Source organism: Samsonia erythrinae (genome assembly GCF_004342665.1).
In the GTDB taxonomy this organism is placed as follows: domain Bacteria; phylum Pseudomonadota; class Gammaproteobacteria; order Enterobacterales; family Enterobacteriaceae; genus Samsonia; species Samsonia erythrinae.
In genome coordinates this window covers 380,913-400,105 of record NZ_SMBY01000001.1, presented here as the reverse complement: position 1 = coordinate 400,105, position 19,193 = coordinate 380,913, and the positions used below count along the sequence as shown (strand labels likewise).

The 19,193-nt window shown below is 53.5% G+C and carries 23 protein-coding genes and 1 riboswitch; of the genes, 15 read left to right on the top strand and 8 right to left on the bottom strand.

Features of this window, described 5'->3' with window-relative positions; genetic code table 11:
* The first annotated feature begins 41 nt into the window (after positions 1–41).
* The 3 genes from ybeD to lipA all read left to right on the top strand — a co-directional run bounded on the left by ybeD (position 42) and on the right by lipA (position 2,257).
* On the top strand, positions 42–305 hold the full coding sequence (ybeD, locus tag EDC54_RS01765; protein WP_132452646.1) for a DUF493 family protein YbeD: 264 nt from the start codon (positions 42–44) through the stop codon (positions 303–305).
* A gap of 84 nt (positions 306–389) precedes the next feature.
* A complete protein-coding gene (lipB, locus tag EDC54_RS01760) occupies positions 390–1,070 on the top strand; it encodes a lipoyl(octanoyl) transferase LipB (RefSeq protein WP_196238427.1) in 681 nt (226 codons plus the stop codon).
* A gap of 221 nt (positions 1,071–1,291) precedes the next feature.
* Positions 1,292–2,257 carry a lipoyl synthase gene (lipA, locus tag EDC54_RS01755; RefSeq protein WP_132452644.1) on the top strand — a complete coding sequence of 322 codons (966 nt, stop codon included), beginning with the start codon at positions 1,292–1,294 and terminating at the stop codon, positions 2,255–2,257.
* A 79-nt stretch (positions 2,258–2,336) separates the two neighbouring features.
* On the opposite strand, the gene tatA is transcribed toward lipA, so the two are convergent.
* Positions 2,337–2,534 (bottom strand): Sec-independent protein translocase subunit TatA, encoded by a 198-nt coding sequence (gene tatA, locus EDC54_RS01750; RefSeq protein WP_132452642.1) that lies wholly within the window; start codon positions 2,532–2,534, stop codon positions 2,337–2,339.
* Between the two features lie 221 nt (positions 2,535–2,755).
* A riboswitch (Fluoride riboswitch) is annotated at positions 2,756–2,860 on the top strand.
* Positions 2,861–2,931: 71 nt separating this feature from the next.
* On the opposite strand from tatA, the gene crcB reads away from it, so the two are divergent.
* Positions 2,932–3,315, top strand: a complete 384-nt coding sequence (crcB, locus tag EDC54_RS01745) for a fluoride efflux transporter CrcB (RefSeq protein ID WP_132452640.1) — start codon at positions 2,932–2,934, stop codon at positions 3,313–3,315.
* Positions 3,316–3,376: 61 nt separating this feature from the next.
* Here crcB and cspE read toward each other — a convergent pair whose 3' ends face one another.
* Positions 3,377–3,586, bottom strand: coding sequence for a transcription antiterminator/RNA stability regulator CspE (gene cspE / locus EDC54_RS01740; protein ID WP_132452638.1), 210 nt, complete (start codon positions 3,584–3,586; stop codon positions 3,377–3,379).
* Positions 3,587–3,805: 219 nt separating this feature from the next.
* Between cspE and EDC54_RS01735 the strand changes: the two genes are divergently transcribed.
* Positions 3,806–4,516, top strand: coding sequence for an aspartate/glutamate racemase family protein (locus tag EDC54_RS01735; protein ID WP_132452636.1), 711 nt, complete (start codon positions 3,806–3,808; stop codon positions 4,514–4,516).
* 163 nt (positions 4,517–4,679) lie between these two features.
* Here EDC54_RS01735 and ypfM read toward each other — a convergent pair whose 3' ends face one another.
* Positions 4,680–4,739 carry a protein YpfM gene (gene ypfM / locus EDC54_RS18210; protein ID WP_165904266.1) on the bottom strand — a complete coding sequence of 20 codons (60 nt, stop codon included), beginning with the start codon at positions 4,737–4,739 and terminating at the stop codon, positions 4,680–4,682.
* A gap of 234 nt (positions 4,740–4,973) precedes the next feature.
* Here ypfM and EDC54_RS01730 point away from each other — a divergent pair, with 234 nt between their 5' ends.
* From EDC54_RS01730 to EDC54_RS01715, 4 genes are read left to right on the top strand one after another with little or no spacing between them, the layout of a single operon-like run.
* Positions 4,974–5,351: an ArsC family reductase gene (locus EDC54_RS01730; RefSeq protein ID WP_132452634.1), complete on the top strand. Its 378-nt coding sequence runs from the start codon at positions 4,974–4,976 to the stop codon at positions 5,349–5,351.
* A gap of 1 nt (position 5,352) precedes the next feature.
* Entirely contained in the window at positions 5,353–6,480 is a 1,128-nt protein-coding gene (gene dapE / locus EDC54_RS01725; protein WP_132452632.1) for a succinyl-diaminopimelate desuccinylase, read from the top strand.
* On the top strand, positions 6,477–7,151 hold the full coding sequence (locus EDC54_RS01720) for a M15 family metallopeptidase (RefSeq protein ID WP_132452630.1): 675 nt from the start codon (positions 6,477–6,479) through the stop codon (positions 7,149–7,151). The genes dapE and EDC54_RS01720 overlap by 4 nt, the downstream gene beginning before the upstream one ends.
* A gap of 1 nt (position 7,152) precedes the next feature.
* Positions 7,153–7,344 (top strand): YpfN family protein, encoded by a 192-nt coding sequence (locus EDC54_RS01715; protein ID WP_132452628.1) that lies wholly within the window; start codon positions 7,153–7,155, stop codon positions 7,342–7,344.
* A 62-nt stretch (positions 7,345–7,406) separates the two neighbouring features.
* On the opposite strand, the gene EDC54_RS01710 is transcribed toward EDC54_RS01715, so the two are convergent.
* Complete coding sequence (locus tag EDC54_RS01710) at positions 7,407–8,306, bottom strand: LysR family transcriptional regulator (protein WP_132452626.1); 900 nt, start codon at positions 8,304–8,306, stop codon at positions 7,407–7,409.
* Positions 8,307–8,789: 483 nt separating this feature from the next.
* Here EDC54_RS01710 and EDC54_RS01705 point away from each other — a divergent pair, with 483 nt between their 5' ends.
* From EDC54_RS01705 to EDC54_RS01680, 6 genes are all read left to right on the top strand, one after another.
* On the top strand, positions 8,790–10,112 hold the full coding sequence (locus tag EDC54_RS01705) for a CitMHS family transporter (protein ID WP_132452624.1): 1,323 nt from the start codon (positions 8,790–8,792) through the stop codon (positions 10,110–10,112).
* 60 nt (positions 10,113–10,172) lie between these two features.
* The gene (locus EDC54_RS01700) at positions 10,173–11,513 is read left to right on the top strand and encodes an acyclic terpene utilization AtuA family protein (protein WP_132452622.1); all 1,341 of its coding nucleotides are present in this window, start codon (positions 10,173–10,175) and stop codon (positions 11,511–11,513) included.
* Positions 11,513–11,812, top strand: a complete 300-nt coding sequence (locus EDC54_RS01695) for an AtuA-related protein (protein WP_132452620.1) — start codon at positions 11,513–11,515, stop codon at positions 11,810–11,812. Before EDC54_RS01700 ends, EDC54_RS01695 begins: the two co-directional genes overlap by 1 nt.
* A gap of 143 nt (positions 11,813–11,955) precedes the next feature.
* Positions 11,956–12,612, top strand: a complete 657-nt coding sequence (gene atoD, locus EDC54_RS01690; RefSeq protein WP_132452618.1) for an acetate CoA-transferase subunit alpha — start codon at positions 11,956–11,958, stop codon at positions 12,610–12,612.
* Positions 12,612–13,259: a 3-oxoacid CoA-transferase subunit B gene (locus EDC54_RS01685; protein WP_132452616.1), complete on the top strand. Its 648-nt coding sequence runs from the start codon at positions 12,612–12,614 to the stop codon at positions 13,257–13,259. The genes atoD and EDC54_RS01685 overlap by 1 nt, the downstream gene beginning before the upstream one ends.
* An 11-nt stretch (positions 13,260–13,270) precedes the next feature.
* Complete coding sequence (locus EDC54_RS01680) at positions 13,271–14,449, top strand: acetyl-CoA C-acetyltransferase (protein ID WP_132452614.1); 1,179 nt, start codon at positions 13,271–13,273, stop codon at positions 14,447–14,449.
* A gap of 84 nt (positions 14,450–14,533) precedes the next feature.
* On the opposite strand, the gene EDC54_RS01675 is transcribed toward EDC54_RS01680, so the two are convergent.
* From EDC54_RS01675 to bamC, 4 genes are all read right to left on the bottom strand, one after another.
* Positions 14,534–16,630, bottom strand: coding sequence for a tRNA(Met) cytidine acetyltransferase TmcA (locus tag EDC54_RS01675; RefSeq protein ID WP_132452612.1), 2,097 nt, complete (start codon positions 16,628–16,630; stop codon positions 14,534–14,536).
* A gap of 20 nt (positions 16,631–16,650) precedes the next feature.
* Positions 16,651–17,103, bottom strand: coding sequence for a DUF441 domain-containing protein (locus EDC54_RS01670; RefSeq protein WP_132452610.1), 453 nt, complete (start codon positions 17,101–17,103; stop codon positions 16,651–16,653).
* A gap of 181 nt (positions 17,104–17,284) precedes the next feature.
* Complete coding sequence (gene purC, locus EDC54_RS01665; protein WP_132452608.1) at positions 17,285–17,998, bottom strand: phosphoribosylaminoimidazolesuccinocarboxamide synthase; 714 nt, start codon at positions 17,996–17,998, stop codon at positions 17,285–17,287.
* A gap of 144 nt (positions 17,999–18,142) precedes the next feature.
* The gene (gene bamC / locus EDC54_RS01660) at positions 18,143–19,180 is read right to left on the bottom strand and encodes an outer membrane protein assembly factor BamC (RefSeq protein ID WP_132452606.1); all 1,038 of its coding nucleotides are present in this window, start codon (positions 19,178–19,180) and stop codon (positions 18,143–18,145) included.
* Positions 19,181–19,193 lie beyond the last annotated feature (13 nt).

The window sequence follows — 19,193 nt, the reverse complement described above, 5'->3', positions numbered from 1 at the left end:
GCGGTACAACGTAGCAAGGTACTCCCTTCTCTGGAGCGAAAATGAAAACCAAATTAAACGAACTGCTGGAATTCCCTTGTACTTTTACTTACAAAGTCATGGGTGAAGCTAAACCGGAGCTGGTCGATTTGGTCGTTGAAGTGGTGCAGCGCCATGCGCCTGGCGACTATACGCCGCAGATCAAACCCAGCAGTAAGGGCAACTATCATTCCGTTTCCATTACCATCACCGCGATGCACATCGAGCAGGTGGAGACGCTGTACGAAGAACTGGGCAGCATCGACATCGTGCGTATGGTGCTGTAAGAAGAACGTGCGGGAAAATTGGCAGAGTGCTGTTCGCTGAGGCTTCCCGCCGTTATAATCCCCCCACCTTTCCTTAACCTGAAGATGACACCGTTGCTACAGGATAAGATCATCGTACGTCAACTCAACGTACAACCCTATGAGCCCGTCTCTCTGGCGATGCATCATTTCACCGACCGACGTGATGAGAAAACCCCGGATGAGATCTGGCTGGTTCAGCATCCACGCGTGTTCACACAAGGTCAGGCGGGTAAAGCTGAGCATGTGCTTATGCCCGGCGATATTCCGGTGATTCAAAGCGATAGAGGGGGACAGGTGACCTATCATGGCCCCGGACAGCAGGTCATGTACGTATTGATTGACCTGAAGCGCCGCAAACTCGGCGTGCGTCAGCTCGTCACTGCAATCGAAAATACCGTAATTGGCACACTCGCGCACTTCCAGATAGCAGCCCATGCGCGCGCGGACGCTCCCGGCGTTTATGTGGGCGAACGTAAAATCTGCTCGCTGGGGCTGCGTATTCGCAAAGGCTGTTCCTTCCACGGGCTGGCGCTGAATATCGACATGGATCTCTCTCCTTTCCTACGTATCAATCCATGTGGTTATGCCGGTATGGTGATGACGCAGGTAAGCGACCTGGTGCCTGATGTCACACTGAATGATATTGCGCCAGTGCTGATCGAGACTTTTTTGCAGCTCGTGGGCTATTCCGGGCATGAACTTATTACGTGGGATCTGGAACGTCAGGGTGAGCCGATGGGGTAACACCTATGACCATAAAAAACAATCAGTTATATGATATTTTTTTGTTGAGTTACATTTTATTCACATAAATTCTTCACTTTGATTGCACAAAGGCTGATTGTCGTCAGGCATGATGATATAATTTTTATAGTTTTTTAAAAAAAAGTTTAATGAGAAACATCGTCTTTTGAATTTCAATAACAAATTCAAAGAAATGATTCAGAACTGGAACTGACGCAAACATGAGTAAACCGATTCAGATCGAACGCGGTGTGAAATACCGCGATGCCGATAAGATGGCGCTAATCCCGGTGCGGACAGTCGCTACCGAGCGTGAAGCGCTCCTGCGCAAACCTGAATGGATGAAGATTAAGCTTCCGGCGGATTCGAGCCGTATTCAGGGTATCAAAGCGGCCATGCGCAAAAACGGGTTACACTCAGTTTGCGAAGAGGCATCCTGCCCCAATCTGGCAGAGTGTTTTAATCACGGCACCGCAACCTTCATGATTCTGGGCGCAATTTGTACGCGTCGTTGTCCGTTCTGTGATGTTGCCCACGGTCGCCCGCTCGCGCCGGACGCCAATGAGCCGGAAAAACTGGCGCAGACGATCCATGACATGGGCTTACGCTATGTGGTGATCACTTCGGTTGACCGCGATGACCTGCGCGATGGCGGTGCTCAGCACTTCGCAGATTGCATTAGCGCCATCCGCCGGAAAAACCCACATATTCGTATCGAAACGCTGGTGCCGGATTTTCGGGGCCGCATGGATCGCGCGTTGGAGATCCTGACCGTCACGCCGCCGGATGTATTCAACCACAATTTGGAAAACGTACCGCGCATTTATCGTCAGGTGCGCCCCGGCGCGAACTATGAGTGGTCGCTGAAGCTACTGGAAAACTTCAAAAACGCCCACCCGGATATCCCAACCAAGTCTGGCCTGATGGTTGGATTGGGAGAAACTAACGCTGAAATCGTGGACGTGATGCGCGATCTGCGTCGCCACGGGGTGACGATGCTGACGCTGGGGCAATATTTACAGCCGAGCCGCCACCACCTGCCAGTCCAGCGCTATGTCAGCCCGGATGAGTTTGATGAGATGAAAGCCGAAGCAATGGCGATGGGCTTCACCCACGCGGCCTGCGGCCCATTTGTTCGCTCGTCTTATCACGCCGACTTACAGGCCAAAGGCATTGAAGTAAAATAAGCGCTCATATCTTTTTACACATTTTTTGTGTGGGATTAAATGGACGGCAATTGCTGTCCATTTTCTTATGTTATTGCGCTCAGGACTCTTTATGCGACGAGTCGCCCAGCCCGGTAGCGTCATCCGTCTTTACAGACCGATCGTCATTCATCGCTTTCTTGAAGCCTTTAATCGCTGCGCCCAAATCCCCGCCTAAACTACGGAGTTTATTGGTCCCAAACAGCAAAATAATGAGTGCGCCAATCACCAACAGTTTGGCAATACTGATACCTTCCATACAAACCTACCTGATTTATGATGCTGGAAACGCCAGCGAGCGAAAATAACGTTGTCGCAAACCACGTGCATGTTTTACTTGTCTTCTCTATAAAACCTTACGCAGCACGATACAATGCGCATCTGTAACAAAGTAAGACGCATGGCGAAGGCATTCAGCACGCGTTACATCTTTCCCTCCCCTTTACTACAAAAATCCCTTGTGAAGGCGTAAACTTCGCTTACGAAAGCGGAGATGACATTCCTCCCGCCCCTGACGCCGCCAAAACGCTGGCAGCCTGAAATATAGGGTGCAACCGCCACTCGGCTAATGATGTCTACGTCCACCTCGCACAGAGGGCGTAGCATCCTGCTCAACGCTCTCCGAGATCGTCAAAACAATCCAAGACAAGGTTTCTATGTTTAGTACATTACTCGCGGTATTTATTGGTGGCGGAGTCGGCAGCGTGGCGCGCTGGCAGTTAGGCGTGAAGTTTAACCATCTTTATCCCACGTTGCCGCTGGGCACCCTGTTCGCCAACCTGATCGGCGCTTTTGTTATTGGCGGCGCGCTGGCTTTTTTCCTGCGCTACCCTCATCTCGATCAGGACTGGAAAATTTTGATTACCACCGGACTGTGCGGTGGATTAACGACGTTTTCGACGTTTTCGGCGGAAGTGGTCATCTTTCTGCAAAGCGGGCAACTGGCCGCGGCAGGGCTACACCTCTTGTTGAATCTGGCGGGATCGTTACTTATGACCGCACTGGCTTTTGCCCTGGTCACCTGGATAACAACACACTGACGCCATCTCGCAACGAAAAAAAAACCCGCCACGAGGCGGGTTTTTCAAGAAATCGGTATAATTAAATAGCGATAACGTTAGCAGCAGAAGGACCTTTTGCGCCATCAGTGATTTCGAACTCTACGCGCTGACCTTCAGCCAGAGTTTTGAAACCGTTGCTCTGGATGGCTGAGAAGTGTACAAACACATCTTTGCTACCATCTTCAGGAGTAATGAAACCGAATCCTTTGGACTCATTAAACCACTTAACGCTACCTTTAATCTTAGACATCAAACTTACCTTTAACATGAATGAAAGACACAAAATCTGTGTCACACACAGTACAACAATAGATTGGCCTTTTGTCCAGTTGAAGTTGGATAAAAAGTGATAAAAATCGCTAAAAATGTATACCGGACGAACCCGAAGCCCTATTTTAACCCGATGCAGAAGACAGAGAGTTCAGTTCTGGTCAATTCATCACTTTTTATGATATCGAAGGAGGGGCGCATGGTAAGCAAAACACTGGGTTTGATCGGGGGAATGAGTTGGGAATCCACTATTCCGTATTACCGTATCATCAACGAGTATGTGAAAAGCCAACTTGGCGGTCTGCACTCCGCTAAAATCATCCTGCACAGCGTCGATTTTCACGAAATCGAACAGTTACAGGCGCGAGATGACTGGCAACAGGCGGCGGCGATACTCAGTGCTATCGCGGTCGGATTACGTCATGCCGGCGCGGATGCTATCGTCATTTGTACCAACACCATGCATAAAGTGGCCGATGACGTTGAACGCACCTGCCAGCTTCCTCTTTTGCACATTGCCGACGCCACCGGCGTAAGCCTGAAACAACACGGGCTGAAGAAAGTTGGCCTGCTTGGAACCCGCTATACCATGGAGCAGGATTTTTACCGCCAGCGCATTCAGGAACGATTTGGTGTGGAGGTAGTGGTTCCCGACCATGAGGGGAAAGAGATCGTTAACCGCATCATTTACGACGAACTCTGTCTGGGAAACATTAACGACGCCTCACGGCAGGCCTATCGGGACATTATCCAGCAGCTTGAACAGCAAGGCGCAGAAGGCATCATCTTGGGTTGTACAGAAATTCCGTTACTGATCGGTGACCAGGATGCGACAGTACCTCTTTTTGATACCAGCAAGCTACATGCAATTGCCGCAGCAAAATTTGCACTTAACCAATCATCCACATGAATTAATTGAATAAAAGGGAACTCATCCGCAAACTTAATAATACCCTCTTTTATTCGCTCAGGTTTCCCCTTTTTGCAGAAAAAAAGCAGTATTGAGCGCCTCAATACTGCTTATTTGTATGATTTTATTCCTGATAAACAATAACGGCCAAAACGTCTTATTCTTATTTGCGCAACATTGCTTCAATAAAATCTTTCCAAGTACTCACTTCTACTTCAATCATGTGGACCTCTTGACGATTAACAGCGGCGCATTATACGCACATTTTTTAATCATAAAAAGTCTTTAAACGTATAAAAAATGTACTCCCGCCGATTTCCGGCACGCAGTTCACTGTAGATATCCTCATTTTTTTTCGGCATGCTTGGACTATCACACGATCGGGTTCATCCCGTCTTGCTGTTCGATAACTGCTATCATCATGCACTCTTATATAAGCAGAAAGGATTTTACCTCTATGGCGCTGACCATGTACGGCATCAAGAATTGTGACACGATAAAGAAAGCCCGTCGCTGGCTGGAAGAACAGCAGGTGGCGTATCGCTTCCACGATTATCGCGCCGACGGTCTGGACGACCAGCAGCTACAACGCTTTATCGATCAACTGGGGTTTCAGGCCCTGCTCAACACCCGTGGGACCACCTGGCGTAAACTCAGCGACGCGCAGCGCGAACTCATCACAAGCAATACGCCCGACGGCGCACAAGCGGCAAAAGCCGCCATGCTGGAACAGCCTGCGCTGATTAAACGCCCGTTGCTGGTGAGTGATAAGGGAAGTATGCTGCTCGGCTTCAGCACCAGTAGCTATCAGGAATTTATTGCGGAGAACATATAACGTGTCTTGTCCGGTTATTGAGCTTGCTCAACAGTTAATTAAGCGTCCTTCCCTCAGCCCGAATGATGAAGGCTGTCAGGCGCTCATGATTGAACGCCTGACGGCGATGGGCTTTACCATCGAAAGGATGGATTTTAGCGATACGCAAAATTTCTGGGCATGGCGCGGCACGGGAACAACGTTAGCTTTCGCCGGGCACACCGATGTCGTGCCCAGCGGGGATGAAAGCCAATGGCAGCACCCGCCGTTTGAACCCACCATTCGTGACGGCATGCTGTATGGCCGCGGCGCGGCCGATATGAAAGGGTCGCTGGCTGCGATGGTCATTGCCGCCGAACGCTTTGTCGCTGCCCATCCTAACCATCAAGGGCGTCTGGCGTTCCTGATTACCTCCGATGAAGAGGCCAGCGCCGTGAATGGCACGGTAAAAGTGGTTGATGCGTTGATGGCACGCAACGAGCGACTGGACTACTGTCTGGTCGGCGAGCCGTCCAGTACGCACGTCGTGGGCGATGTGGTCAAAAATGGCCGCCGCGGCTCTATCACGGCAAACCTGTACATACACGGTGTACAAGGGCACGTCGCCTATCCGCATCTGGCGGACAACCCCGTGCATCGCGCCGCTCCGGCGCTCAACGAACTGATCGCCACCGAGTGGGATCGGGGCAACGACTTCTTCCCGCCGACCACCATGCAAATCGCCAATATTCAGGCAGGCACGGGGAGCAACAACGTCATTCCCGGCGAGCTGTTTGTGCAGTTCAATTTCCGTTTCAGCACCGAATTAACGGATGCATTAATCCAGCAGCGCGTAGCGGAATTATTGGATCGCCACCAGTTGAATTACACCATCGACTGGAAGCTCTCCGGCCAGCCATTCCTGACGGCACGCGGCGAGTTGGTCGACGCGGTGGTGAACGCCGTCAAACATTATAATGAGGTCACGCCAGCGCTATTGACCAACGGAGGGACCTCCGATGGTCGTTTCATTGCCCGGATGGGGGCTCAGGTGGTGGAACTCGGCCCGGTAAACGCCACGATCCATAAAGTGGATGAATGCGTCAGCGCCGCGGATCTGCAATTACTGAGCAGAATGTACCAACGCGTCATGGAGCAACTTATCGCATGATGACGCCCGCTATGTTAACCGGCAAAAGCGACCAGCATCTGGTCGCCCTGAGCGGCCACCATCGTCTCCAGCCGGAAGCCGTCACTGCCTTTAAGGCATTACAAGAGGCGGCAAAAGCGGCGGGCTTTAATTTACAGCCTGCCAGTACGTTTCGTGATTTCGAGCGCCAGAAGCAGATCTGGAATGGCAAATTTCGCGGAGAGCGCCCCGTACTGGATACCCACAGCCAGCCGTTGGACGTCTCTGCGTTAAGCGAAGGCGAATGCTGTGAGGCTATCTTACGCTGGTCTGCCTTGCCGGGAACCAGCCGCCACCACTGGGGTTGCGATCTGGATATCTATGACCCGGATCGGTTGCCGGAAGGGAAAAAACTTCAGTTGGAGCCGTGGGAATATGAAGAAGGCGGTTATTTTGCCGCCCTGAATGCGTGGCTGAGCGCGCACATGCATGAATACGGCTTTTATCGCCCTTTTGCGCACGATCTCGGCGGTGTCGCAGTCGAACCCTGGCATATCAGCTATTATCCATTAGCACAGTATGCGGAGGAACAGCTGACACCGGAACTCATTCTTGCCGCCTGGCAAGGTGAGGATATCGCTGGCTATCGCTGGCTTTGCCAGCATCTGCCGCAGTTGTTTACCCGCTACATTCATAATGTTGATGAGGCATAATATGGCATGGCTGGCTGATTACTGGTGGGTAATACTGATTATCCTGATAGGCATGTTGATTAATGGCATCAAAGAATTACGCAACATTGACCATACCCGTTTTTTGCTCAATAAACCGAAATTGCCCCCGCATCGCGATAACAACGATAAGTGGGATGACGAAGACGACGACTGGCCGAAGAAAAAACCCTGACGCCTATCATTACCGAACCGCCCGCTGACGAGCTAAGCCTCACGCGGCTGTCGGTTTGGATTCTACGCGGCGGGAACAAAACTTTCCGCCCGTTCCAGAAGAAAGTCATAAAACTCTTTCGCACACACCGAAAGCTGGCGCTCCCTGTCCGTCACCAGATAAATACCTCGCTGCAACGATAAGTCGCGAAATGGGATAATCGCAATGTCTTTGTGCTGGAACTGGAACAACGTCAGCCCCGTCACAATGCTGACGCCGTAATTTGCCGCCACCAGCCCCATCATCGTGGTCAACTGACGCACTTCCAGCACATAGTTAAAGCCATGCGGCTCAATGAGCCGATCGGTGTACTGCCGGATGCTGGTGCCTTTGCAGAACCCGACAAACGGATATTGCGCGACATCGGCCACATCAACGCTGTCACGCTGCGCCAGCGGGTGCGCGTGATGACAGATCAGATAAAAACTGTCGGCAAACAGCATGCGGGAACTGAACGTTCCGGACGATGGCTGCCCTGCCGTTAGCGCCAGATCGGCGCGCCCGTCCAGCACCGCTTTCAGACAGCGATCCCACTGCGTATCCAGCAGTTCTACCTTAATTTTGGGGTAAGCGCGGTGGTACTGCGCCAGTACCTGAGGCAACCACTCCACGGCCATCGACGGCAGCACGGCCAGCACAATCTTCCCTTTATACCCCGTGGCATAAGACTTGATCTCGCCGACGGCATCATCGTGGGTTTGCACTAGCCGACGGGCAATATCAATGAAATGGAGGCCATCGGCATTGAGCTGCACTTTACGCGTATCACGGTCAAATAACCGATAGCCGACCTCTTCCTCTAATCCGGCAATTAATGAGCTAAATGCAGGCTGAGAGAGATTTATTTTTTGGGCGGCGCGAGTGAAATTATCGGTTTCAGTCAGCGCGATAAAGGCCCGTAATTGCTTTATCGATAAGTTCATAGTGTTTTTATATAAATAAAATGAAGTTTCCGGCAAGCAGGAAATAAATTCAACAGAAAAAAAAAGCAAATACAGTTTTTATGATCACCCCCGCATTTATTTAATTACCCCCACCAAAAACCCATCAGAAATAAAATATGACATTCTGGATATAAATCACAAACTTTAAAAAACAACCAGAATAAACCACCTTATCATTCATTAAAAATCAACACGTTATACAACAATAAAAAATTCAAAACAATTAATATCATTAACAAATAAAACAAACCCATCAGATTTACAAATAAAACCATTTCAATTACGAGTTAGTATAAGCAGGCTTGAGGGTGATAAAACTAGCGCAGACAAAAAATCAAATGACTCTGGGGAAAGAGCTGATTTCTTTTGTTAATAATCACATGGATTGTTATTGAGTTGTTTAATTTATTGTAAATAAAACGGATAGACAACAGACAAATATATTATTAAAGAGGAACGTTTATGCTAGCTCTCATTGGGGTGCTCACGATAGCCACCCTGCTATTTTTCATCATGACAAAACGAATGTCGCCTTTAGTGGCGCTGATCGTTATCCCCGTTCTTGGCGCGCTCGTTGCAGGCAGCGGCACGGATACCGCAAAATACGTCGTCGATGGCATTACCAAACTGGCGCCGATGGCGGCGATGTTTGTGTTTGCCATTGCCTTCTTCGGTGTCGTCACCGATGCCGGCATGTTTGATCCTATCATCAAAGGCATCTTACGCATGGTCGGCACCAGCCCGGTTAAAATCATTATTGGTACGGGCGTACTGGCGCTGATTGCGCATCTGGACGGTAACGGCGCCGTGACGTTCCTGATCACCATTCCCGCGATGCTGCCGCTGTTTAACAAGCTCGGCATGGATAAGCGTATTCTGGTTGGCATTACCGCACTCAGCGCCGGGGTTAACTTCCTGCCGTGGACCGGACCGATGATCCGCGCCGCCGCTGCGTTAAATACCACCACACATGATCTGTTTATTCCACTTATCCCGGCGCAGCTTTGCGGCCTGGCCTTTATGGTGCTCATGGGCTACTACTGGGGTAAGAAAGAAGAAAAACGTCTTGGGCTGGCATCCGGTAACCCGCTGGCCGGCGGCACGTCATCCATCACGGCTGAAGACCACGTGAAAGAGTTGACCGATGCGGAAAAAGCGCTGCGTCGCCCGAAAATGTTCTGGATCAACATTGCGCTGGTGCTTGCCGTTATCGGCACCATGGTATTTACCAAGATCTCGCCGACGGTCGCCTTCATGATCGCCCTGACGCTGGCGCTGATGTTTAACTACCCCAACGTTGAAATGCAGAAAGAACGTATTAATGCCCATGCCAAAGCCGCGCTGATGATGGCCAGCATCCTGTTTGCCGCGGGTGCGTTCACCGGCATCATGAGCGGCACCGGTATGCTAAAAGCCATGTCGCTCTCGGCGGTCAGCTTTGTACCGGAGTCTTTTGCCTCCCACATTCCATTTATCGTCGGCCTGATCGCCATGCCGCTGAGTCTGGTATTCGACCCTGATTCATACTACTTCGGCATCATGCCAGTCATTGCCCATACCGTGGATATGCTGGGCGTACCGCCGATTCAGGTCGCACAGGCTTCCGTATTAGGACAGATGACCACAGGCTTCCCGGTCAGCCCGCTGACGCCGGCCACCTTCCTGCTGGTCAGCCTGGCGGGTGTCGATCTCGCCGACCACCAGAAGTTCTCTATTCCTGTGCTCTGGGCCGCCAGCGTCATCATGACGTTCGCCTGCGTCATCTTCGGGGTCTTCCCTTTATAGGAAAACACCGTTTCCCATTGATAACGCCAACAGACACATTTCATTGATAAAGGTAATTTTATGAAGACAATTCGTATTGGTTCTGGCGCCGGCTATGCTGGCGATCGCATCGAACCGGCAGTAGAACTGGCTCAAAAAGGCGACATTCAGTATCTGGTTTTTGAATGTCTGGCGGAACGCACTATCGCCATCGGCCAAAAACAGAAGCAGCAGAACCCGGAAAAAGGCTACAACGAGCTGCTGGCCGACCGCATGCACGCCGTACTGCCGATTTGTCTGGAGAAAGGGATCAAGATTATCACCAACATGGGGTCGGCGAATCCTGTCGCCGCCGGCCAGCGCGTGCTGGAAATCGCCAAAGAGATTGGTGCAGACAAGCTGAAAATCGCCGTCGTGACTGGTGATGATGTGCACTCAGTGCTGATTGCACAGGATTCCAAGCTGGATGAGATGGGTCACCCCGTATCACGCTGCGGTAAAGACATCATTTCCGCCAATGCTTATCTGGGGGCAGACGCGCTGGTTGAAGCGCTGCGTCAGGGCGCAGACGTGATCATTGCTGGTCGCGTATCCGATCCGTCCCTGTTCCTGTCCGCCATGATGTACGAATTCAACTGGGCTGCCGATGACTGGGAACATCTGGGCAAAGGCACCTGTATTGGTCATCTTCTGGAGTGCGCAGGCCAAATCACCGGCGGTTATTATGCCGATCCCGGTTTTAAAGACATTCCCAACCTCGATCGTCTGGGATTCCCGATTGCGGAAATCACCGAAGATGGCTGCGCGGTCATTACCAAAGTTGAAGGTTCCGGCGGTTGCGTCTGCGTCGATACCTGCAAAGAACAGCTGCTGTACGAAATTCATCGTCCAGACAGTTACATCACACCGGACGTCATTGCCGATTTTAGCCACGTCACGTTTACGCAGGACGGTGAGAACCGCGTGCGCGTGCAAGGGGCGATCGGACGGGCAAAAACCGACACGCTGAAAGTATCCGTCGGTTATCAGGATGGGTTCATCGGGGAAGGCGAAATTTCTTACGCCGGCCCCGGTGCCGTGGCCCGTGGCCGTCTGGCGCTGGACATCGTCAAAGGTCGCTTCGCGCTATGCCGGTTTGATTCACAGGAAATACGCTATGACCTGATTGGCATTGATGCGCTGCACGGCGCACAGCGTTCTCAAGGCTATGAACCTTATGAAGTTCGCGCACGCGTCGCGGCACGCTGCACATCCAGAGCGCAGGCAGTCAAAGTCGGTAACGAAGTCGAAACCCTTTATACCAACGGTCCGGCAGGCGGCGGCGGCGTCAGCAAAGCGGTAAAAGAAATACTGGCGATGGATTCCACCCTACTGCCTCGCGTCTGCGTCACCCCTGCCGTTGATTATCTGGAGATTAACTAATGAAACTGCGTGAAATTGCTCACTCCCGTACCGGCGACAAAGGAAATACCTCTAATATTTCGCTGATTGCTTACCGCGCGGAAGATTATGCATTACTGAAAGAAAAAATAACCCCTGAAAAGGTGAAAGCCTGGTTTGCCGATATCGTCACGGGGGAAGTCATCCGCTACGAGCTGCCCGCCATCGGCGCGTTGAATTTCGTCATGTACGGCGCGCTGGGCGGCGGGGTTACGCGTTCGCTGGCGTTGGATATGCATGGTAAAGGGTTAAGCTCAGCCATACTGGATATCGATATTTAATCTGGCGATGAAAATAAAGGGTAGGACTATTTCCTCCTACCCTCCGTCTCGCCATTAACACTCGCCGCAACCCTCTCTGACATTAACAGGTATTTATTTATCTGTGGGGTCGGCTTGCGGCCATATTTCAGAGTAATAGTACAATGAAAAATAAAATCATTGATGCCAGCCAATTCCGTTCTTATTTATATAACGGAATGACAATCCTGTTCGGTGGTTTTATGGGCATCGGAACACCGAAATTATTGGTAGATGAAATCATTAAATCCGGCGTCTCTGATTTAACCCTGATAGGAAATGACACCGGCTTTGTCGATACCGGAATCGGGCCATTAATTGCCAGTGGTCAGGTAAAAAAACTGATTACCTCACACATTGGCACCAATCCGGAAACCGGACGTCGCATGCTCGCCGGCGAATTAGACGTAGAGCTGGTTCCACAAGGGACGCTGGCAGAACGCATCCGCAGCGGCGGCGCGGGTCTGGGCGGTTTTTTGACGCCAACCGGCGTCGGCACCGTCGTCGAAAAGAATAAACAGAAAATAACGATTAACGGTATTACTTATTTATTAGAACTGCCGATTAAGGCAGATCTCGCCATATTACAGGCCAGTATTGCCGACACCCGTGGAAACCTTATTTATCACCTCACCGCACGTAATTTTAACCCATTAATTGCGCTGGCCGCAGAAAAGGTAATTGCACAATGTGAACAGGTTATTCCCGTCGGTCAACTGGCACCGGAATGTATTGTCACCCCAGCGGCATTAGTCGATCACCTTTATTTGGGAGAAAAATAATGGATGCAAAAGAATTAATTGCCCGCCGCGTCGCGCTGGAGCTGAAAAATGGCGACGTGGTGAATTTGGGCATTGGTCTGCCGACCAAAGTGGCGAATTACGTACCGCAGGGCATTGAAGTGACGTTCCAGTCAGAGAACGGCTTCCTCGGTCTTGGCGCAGTTACCGAACCCGACGGCAACCTGGTGAACGCAGGCGGCCAGCCGTGCGGCATGGTGCCCGGCGCGTCGATGTTCGATAGCGCCTTTTCTTTTGCGCTCATCCGCGGCGGCCACGTTGATGTCTGCGTGCTTGGAGGGTTGCAGGTAGATGAACAGGGCAACCTGGCCAACTGGATGGTGCCGGGGAAAATGGTACCCGGTATGGGCGGCGCGATGGATCTGGTCGTCGGTGCGAAGAAAGTGATCATCGCGCTTGAACACTGCGCCAAAAATGGCGATGCGAAGCTATTGCACCAGTGCACCTACCCGCTGACCGCCGCCAATAAAGTCAGCATGGTCGTCACCGAGCTCGCCGTCTTCCAGTTTATCGACCGGCAAATGGTGCTGACCGAGATCAGCCCCGACATCACCGTGGACGCGTTGCGCCAGAAAACCGAAGCGAACTTTACCGTATCCGCCGACTTAAAACCCTTTAGCCTTCATTAACTGAGACCACCATGAATAATTCCGTAGTTATTGTTAGCGCCAAACGCACCGCGATTGGTAAATTCGCAGGCAGTCTGGCCAATACCTCCGCCATTGAGATGGCGTCCGCGACCATTCGCGACTGCCTGTCGACGCTGCCGGAAACGCTGGCGATTGACGAGGTGATTCTCGGCAACGTGCTGCAAGCGGGTCTGGGGCAAAACCCGGCGCATCAGGCCAGCCAGGCTGCCGGTATCGCCTTTTCAACCCCGTCCTTGACCGTCAGCAAGGTCTGTGGCTCCGGCCTGAAAGCGGTTGTACTGGGCGCGCAGTCTATTTTGGCTGGGGATAATCAGGTTTGCGTCACCGGTGGGATGGAAAACATGAGCGCAGCCCCTTATCTGCTGGAAAAAGCGCGTCATGGCTATCGGATGGGCAACGGCAAGCTCGTTGACATCATGATTAACGACGGTCTGTGGTGCGCCTTTAACGACTATCATATGGGGACGACAGCGGAGAATATCGCCGAACGTTATCAGCTTACACGTGAAGAGCAGGATCGGGTCGCGCTGGCGTCGCAGCAGAAAGCCGTCGCCGCCATCGAAAGTGGCCGTTTCAACGCGGAAATCACGCCGCTGTCGCTGCGCGGCAAAAAAGAGACGCGGATTTTCGATCGGGACGAGTACCCGCGGGCAGATACTACACTGTCGTCGCTGGCGGCGTTACGTCCAGCGTTTTCCGCACACGGCACCGTCACCGCAGGCAATGCTTCCGGCATTAACGATGCCGCCGCGACGCTGGTGCTTATGAGCGAATCCGAGGCGAAAAAGCAGGGTATCAAACCGCTGGCGCGCATCCGTAGCTGGGCATCAGCCGGTGTACCAAGCGACGTCATGGGGTTGGGGCCGATTCCGGCAACGCAGAAGGCGCTGCTCAAAGCCGGGCTCACGATCGGCGATATCGACCTGATTGAAGCTAACGAAGCCTTCGCTGCGCAGTTTCTGGCTGTCCAGCGCGATCTCCAGCTCGATCCGGAAAAAGTGAACGTCAACGGCGGCGCGATTGCGTTAGGCCACCCTATCGGCGCGAGCGGCGCGCGTATTCTCGTCACGCTGATACATGCGCTGCACAGCTATAACAAAACGCTGGGATTGGCGACGCTGTGCATCGGCGGCGGGCAAGGTATCGCCATGATCGTCGAACGCGTCTGATCGCCATCCTTCATCGCGGTCGGATAGGATATCTCTGACCGTGATATTGGCACTCACAGGAACGATCTCGCCCGGTTTTCCGCGCTAATCCGCCGTTACGGAAGAGTCGCCGTCCGGCACCTCGCCCACCGATGAGGCCGGCAGTGCCCACTCGCGCCAGCGCTCACACCGTTGCGCATCAAGAGCGAACAGCGCGCCGGCGGTTTCCTCCCGCCAGCGTTTCACAAGCGCCTTCTTGCCGGCCAGTCCCAGCGTGACGGCTATCCGCTCGATGTCATCCGGTTTTTCCGCCAGCAGACGCAACGCTGGCAGCCGCAACGGGAGGCGCTCCAGCAAGCGACAAAGCGCGGCAAAGCTGGCCTCCATCGGGCGCTGCGCAAAGGCAAATCCCGCCAGCGCGCGCCAGTCGTCATCATCCAGCCCGGCATCTTCCGTCTGCGGCAACGCAAGCGCCAGCGGGATCAGGCGTTGCAACCAAGGCCAGTCACGCGCCAGTTGCCGGCTTCCCTGCTCCGCCAGACGGCGCCCTGCTTCACTCAGCGGCAATACCGCCATGGCGCTATAACAGCCACTGCTGGCTTCCAGATGACTACCGATGCGAACCAGTTGAAAACCGCACGACTGCCAAAATGCCCACAAATCGGGCTGATAGCCAAAGCTGACCGACAGATAATCCAGCGCCTGCTGCTGCGCTTCTTGCCGTTGATGGGCGATCAACGCCTTACCGATCCCAAGCCGACGGCAGGATGATGCGATGGCAATACGACTCACACGGCGAGCGCGCAGCGTCGGTGCGTGCCACAACCCGGCATGCGCCGCCAGCGATTGCGCCACCAGATTACCGCGCGGGCGCCGACGCCCGGCCCAGATTTCGTGCGCCAACGAGGCTGGCAGCCCTCCCTCTTCCACCAGCCACACGACGCCGCGTATCTCCCCCGCGATCCGGACGCTGGCAAGATGCATTCCCGGCGCATCCATCAGGCGACGTAAATCCAGCGGAGAGGTACGGTAATGTGCGCTGCACAGTAGCGCATAACACCAGGTTAAACGTTCGGGATATGTCAGCCAGTCGTCGGCACATTCAGTGCGAATGTCCCAGTCGGCGGGCGTCGGTTCATCGTCCGCGCGATCCGATGGGGAAGATAGCGCGATGGGGTCGTTAAACAGCAGCACCTGATCCAGCACCCGCTCCAGCGGATCGTTAACCGCCCAGCGCAGAGGATCGTCCAGCGTAAAGACGCGACACTGCGGCAACGCGGCGCAGAACTTCAACAAGAACCCCCGCCCCGTACCTTCATAGCCTTGTACCGTCGTCGTCAGCAGAACCCGGGGAAAATACGGCAGCAGCGAGGTGAGCAAGGAGGACGGGAGTGCCGCCGCCTCATCAACCAGCAGCCAGTCGATATCAGGGGCACCATGCAGACGGCAGTGCGCCAGTAGCGCATCCGGCGCCCAAAACTGCGCGTCGGCACGCGCGTGCTGGTGCAGAACCGCTGTCGCAGAACGGGATGGCGCAACGATCCAGCAGGCACCGTGGCGACGCTGCGTTAACATCCCCGCCAGCGTCGACTTCCCCCTTCCGCGCGGTGCGGTAATCACAAATACGCCAGACGCCGCCGCATCCAGCTCGTCCAGAATGCCCTGCTGTCGCGCGGTAGGCTCACCCTGAACGGGCTGCCAGTCGGATCTCTCGGCCAGCGGCCGAATCGCCCGTTCCCGCCCTTGCCGCCAGATAACCACCTCTTCGTCTGCCTGCAGATGGCGCTGAAAATGCTCAATAAAACGCGGAGTCGATATCGGCTGCCGATGTTCACACCATCGCAGGCTGTCTTCATCCGGCAACGTCGGCCATGTCTGCCACGGCGGGGCCAGTAAGATCAGCCAGCTCCCGGCCCGCAGCGTGCCAGACAGCATCGCCAGCGCCTCGACATCCACGCCTCTGCGGGCATCAAAAATCGCATGCTGAAACTCGCGTCCCAGCAGCGTTCGCACGCGACCGGCAGGCAGCGAGATCGCGAAATCAGGCGCATGCTCGCTGATCCACAGCCAATCACCCGCCGACAAACGGCTGAGCGCCAGCGCCTGTTCTTCACACCAGTCCGCCTCACCGCTCAGCACCAGCAAACGACGCACGCCATAACGCTGTTGCTGGCGCAGGCTGTGGAGAAAATCACGCGACATCTTTACACCTGTCGTGGTATTCAGGTTTTGCCAATCAGCAATGAAAGCAGCCCGGCGGCGATCAGCGGCCCAACGGGGACGCCACGAAATAACGCCACGCCCATGACCGTACCCACCAGCAGCCCTGCGACGACAGAAGGTTGATGGCTCATCAGCGACACGCCGCGTCCGCCAAGCCAGGACACCACGACGCCGATAAGGATCGCCAGCAGGGATTTCCAATGCAGGAAGGAGTGCATGACTTCGCTGGCGGTAATTTTTCCGCTGGCAATCGGCGCCATCACGCCAATCGTCAGAATCACGATGCCGATGCTCAGGCCGTATTTTTCCACCCACGGGAAGTAGTTGTTCAGCGGCGTGATGCGCACGGCCAGCAGAACCAGTATCGCCAGCGTGACCGTCATGTTGTGGCTGATGATACCCAGCCCCGCCAGCACGAGCAGAATTAACAATGTTGGATCGAAATAAGCCATCTGTCTGCCGAAAGTAATCAGGTTAGGAGTGTTGAAAAACCGCGATGATAACACTATTCAGCGTCGGGGGCAGGCCAACAGGCCATGCGGCGGGAGAACCGGGATAAAAAGCTCGCGCGCGATAGCTGGAAAACGTTCAAGTCGTCAGCAAGCCGCGACCTGAACGTAAACGATTGCGCAGTTAGTCTAATTTTACGCCGATACGCTGCGCAACTTCTTCATACGCTTCAATCAACCCACCCAGACTCTGACGGAAACGGTCTTTATCCATTTTATTCAGCGTTTCCTTGTCCCACAGGCGGCTACCGTCTGGCGAGAATTCATCGCCCAGTACGACTTCGCCCTTGAACAGACCGAACTCCAGCTTGAAATCAACCAGAATCAGCCCGGCATCGCCAAACAGCTTACTCAGCACCTCGTTCGCCTTGTAGCTCAGTTCTTTCATGCGTGCCAGATGCGCCTCGCTCACCCAACCAAACGTCTTGCAATACGATTCGTTCACCATCGGATCATGCATCGCATCGTTTTTCAGGAACAGATCGAACAGCGGCGGGTTCAGCTCAATTCCCTCTTCAATACCCAGACGTTTAACCAGCGACCCAGCCGCCCGGTTACGCACGACACATTCAACCGGCACCATCTCCAGCTTTTTCACCAGCACTTCATTGTCAGACAGCAGTCTCACCATTTGCGTTGGAATGCCGGCTTCTTCCAGCTTGCTCATAATGAAATGGTTGAACTTGTTATTCACCATTCCCTTACGCTCGAACTGTTCAATGCGCGCACCGTCTCCTGCTGACGTATCATTGCGAAATTCAAGCACCAGGAGATCGGGATCTTCGGTGGTGTAGACGGTTTTCGCCTTTCCACGATACAACTCAGCTAGCTTTTGCATCTTTAATTACTCCACACAGTGAGGGCCCCAAAAAACAGCCCGTATATTTAACGCTTTCCCGAACTGCCGCCAACGGCGTCCGTCAATTCGGATAGAAATGATTGAATGAAGAAGGGCCGGATAATCCGACCCTTGGTTTATGCGTTATTGGCTGAACGCCGCCTGGAATACGGCCACCAGCGCATCATTTTGCGACTGCGTTAGCGTGTGCCCTTTGGAATCGATAAATTGCAGGCTGCTACGGTTATCTAAATCCCCGACCTGCAATTTGTAATCACCGTTAGGCAGTTCAGGATTTTTCGCACCTAAGTCTTCCCAGGTGCCGCTGCCCGGCGCTTTATACGTCAGGGAGATCGATCCCTGCGGACGGCTGCGATCGTTCACCTTCATGCCGATCTTGTCCAACGCCGCAGGCAAACGATCCCACACCGCAGCATACGAACCACGCACAATCAGCAGCGGCAGACCGGTATCATCCGCCCCGCTTTGCACATCCAACGTACCGCTGGTGCGGTTAGCCAGTGCGTTCTCGCGTGCGGCGGCCTGCGTATCCAACCCTTCGCTGAGCGTATTCAGCATCAGCCCGGTATAACGCTGCGTTTGAGCGGTATCGGTCACGGGCGTCGTGTTCAACTGTAGCTCCAGCAGCTTCACGATCAGGGCGATCTGATAGCCCTGCTGTTGTACTGAAACCTGATAACGCCCCTGATACGGCACTTCCTCATCTTCACGCGGCCATGAGATCCAATCAGTCGTCAGCGTTTGGCTGGCATCCTGCCGGCTGGCGATAGCGAACGATTTATCTTGCAAGACGCGGATAATCTGAGGCCAAAGCTGGCTGTTCTGTGCGCTGTTTTCTAACAGCAGCGTTGCCGTATTCCCGGCGATCTGGGTACGGGAACCATTCAACAGCGACAACGGCTGCACCGGAGGGCGAATATCCAGCGCTTTGCCAACAGGTCCATTCGAGGTTGCAGGAGGAATATCATAATTACCATTCTGTACCGGTAAAATCATGCCGGCAGGCGTATTCAGCGCATGCGGTGCCGGTGTTTCCAGATAAGATTCATCACCACTGACCTGACGCTTATAGCGCTGATCGCTGGAGCACGCCGCCAACACCATCACTAATGACATGCCAACGACCTTTGCCACCATCGACTTCTGTAATGAATACGTCATTCAATCTCCCTAA

Bases quoted from the DNA above. Each gene is read 5' to 3' on its own strand.
- crcB (WP_132452640.1), top strand. From the start codon at position 2,932: ATGTTTAGTACATTACTCGCGGTATTTATTGGTGGCGGAGTCGGCAGC.
- bamC (WP_132452606.1), bottom strand. From the start codon at position 19,180: ATGACGTATTCATTACAGAAGTCGATGGTGGCAAAGGTCGTTGGCATG.
- lipA (WP_132452644.1), top strand. From the start codon at position 1,292: ATGAGTAAACCGATTCAGATCGAACGCGGTGTGAAATACCGCGATGCC.
- EDC54_RS01680 (WP_132452614.1), top strand. From the start codon at position 13,271: ATGAATAATTCCGTAGTTATTGTTAGCGCCAAACGCACCGCGATTGGT.
- EDC54_RS01715 (WP_132452628.1), top strand. From the start codon at position 7,153: ATGGCATGGCTGGCTGATTACTGGTGGGTAATACTGATTATCCTGATA.
- EDC54_RS01695 (WP_132452620.1), top strand. From the start codon at position 11,513: ATGAAACTGCGTGAAATTGCTCACTCCCGTACCGGCGACAAAGGAAAT.
- EDC54_RS01700 (WP_132452622.1), top strand. From the start codon at position 10,173: ATGAAGACAATTCGTATTGGTTCTGGCGCCGGCTATGCTGGCGATCGC.
- tatA (WP_132452642.1), bottom strand. From the start codon at position 2,534: ATGGAAGGTATCAGTATTGCCAAACTGTTGGTGATTGGCGCACTCATT.
- EDC54_RS01685 (WP_132452616.1), top strand. From the start codon at position 12,612: ATGGATGCAAAAGAATTAATTGCCCGCCGCGTCGCGCTGGAGCTGAAA.
- EDC54_RS01675 (WP_132452612.1), bottom strand. From the start codon at position 16,630: ATGTCGCGTGATTTTCTCCACAGCCTGCGCCAGCAACAGCGTTATGGC.
- cspE (WP_132452638.1), bottom strand. From the start codon at position 3,586: ATGTCTAAGATTAAAGGTAGCGTTAAGTGGTTTAATGAGTCCAAAGGA.
- ybeD (WP_132452646.1), top strand. From the start codon at position 42: ATGAAAACCAAATTAAACGAACTGCTGGAATTCCCTTGTACTTTTACT.
- EDC54_RS01720 (WP_132452630.1), top strand. From the start codon at position 6,477: ATGATGACGCCCGCTATGTTAACCGGCAAAAGCGACCAGCATCTGGTC.
- EDC54_RS01710 (WP_132452626.1), bottom strand. From the start codon at position 8,306: ATGAACTTATCGATAAAGCAATTACGGGCCTTTATCGCGCTGACTGAA.
- lipB (WP_196238427.1), top strand. From the start codon at position 390: ATGACACCGTTGCTACAGGATAAGATCATCGTACGTCAACTCAACGTA.
- purC (WP_132452608.1), bottom strand. From the start codon at position 17,998: ATGCAAAAGCTAGCTGAGTTGTATCGTGGAAAGGCGAAAACCGTCTAC.
- EDC54_RS01670 (WP_132452610.1), bottom strand. From the start codon at position 17,103: ATGGCTTATTTCGATCCAACATTGTTAATTCTGCTCGTGCTGGCGGGG.
- EDC54_RS01735 (WP_132452636.1), top strand. From the start codon at position 3,806: ATGGTAAGCAAAACACTGGGTTTGATCGGGGGAATGAGTTGGGAATCC.
- EDC54_RS01730 (WP_132452634.1), top strand. From the start codon at position 4,974: ATGGCGCTGACCATGTACGGCATCAAGAATTGTGACACGATAAAGAAA.
- atoD (WP_132452618.1), top strand. From the start codon at position 11,956: ATGAAAAATAAAATCATTGATGCCAGCCAATTCCGTTCTTATTTATAT.
- EDC54_RS01705 (WP_132452624.1), top strand. From the start codon at position 8,790: ATGCTAGCTCTCATTGGGGTGCTCACGATAGCCACCCTGCTATTTTTC.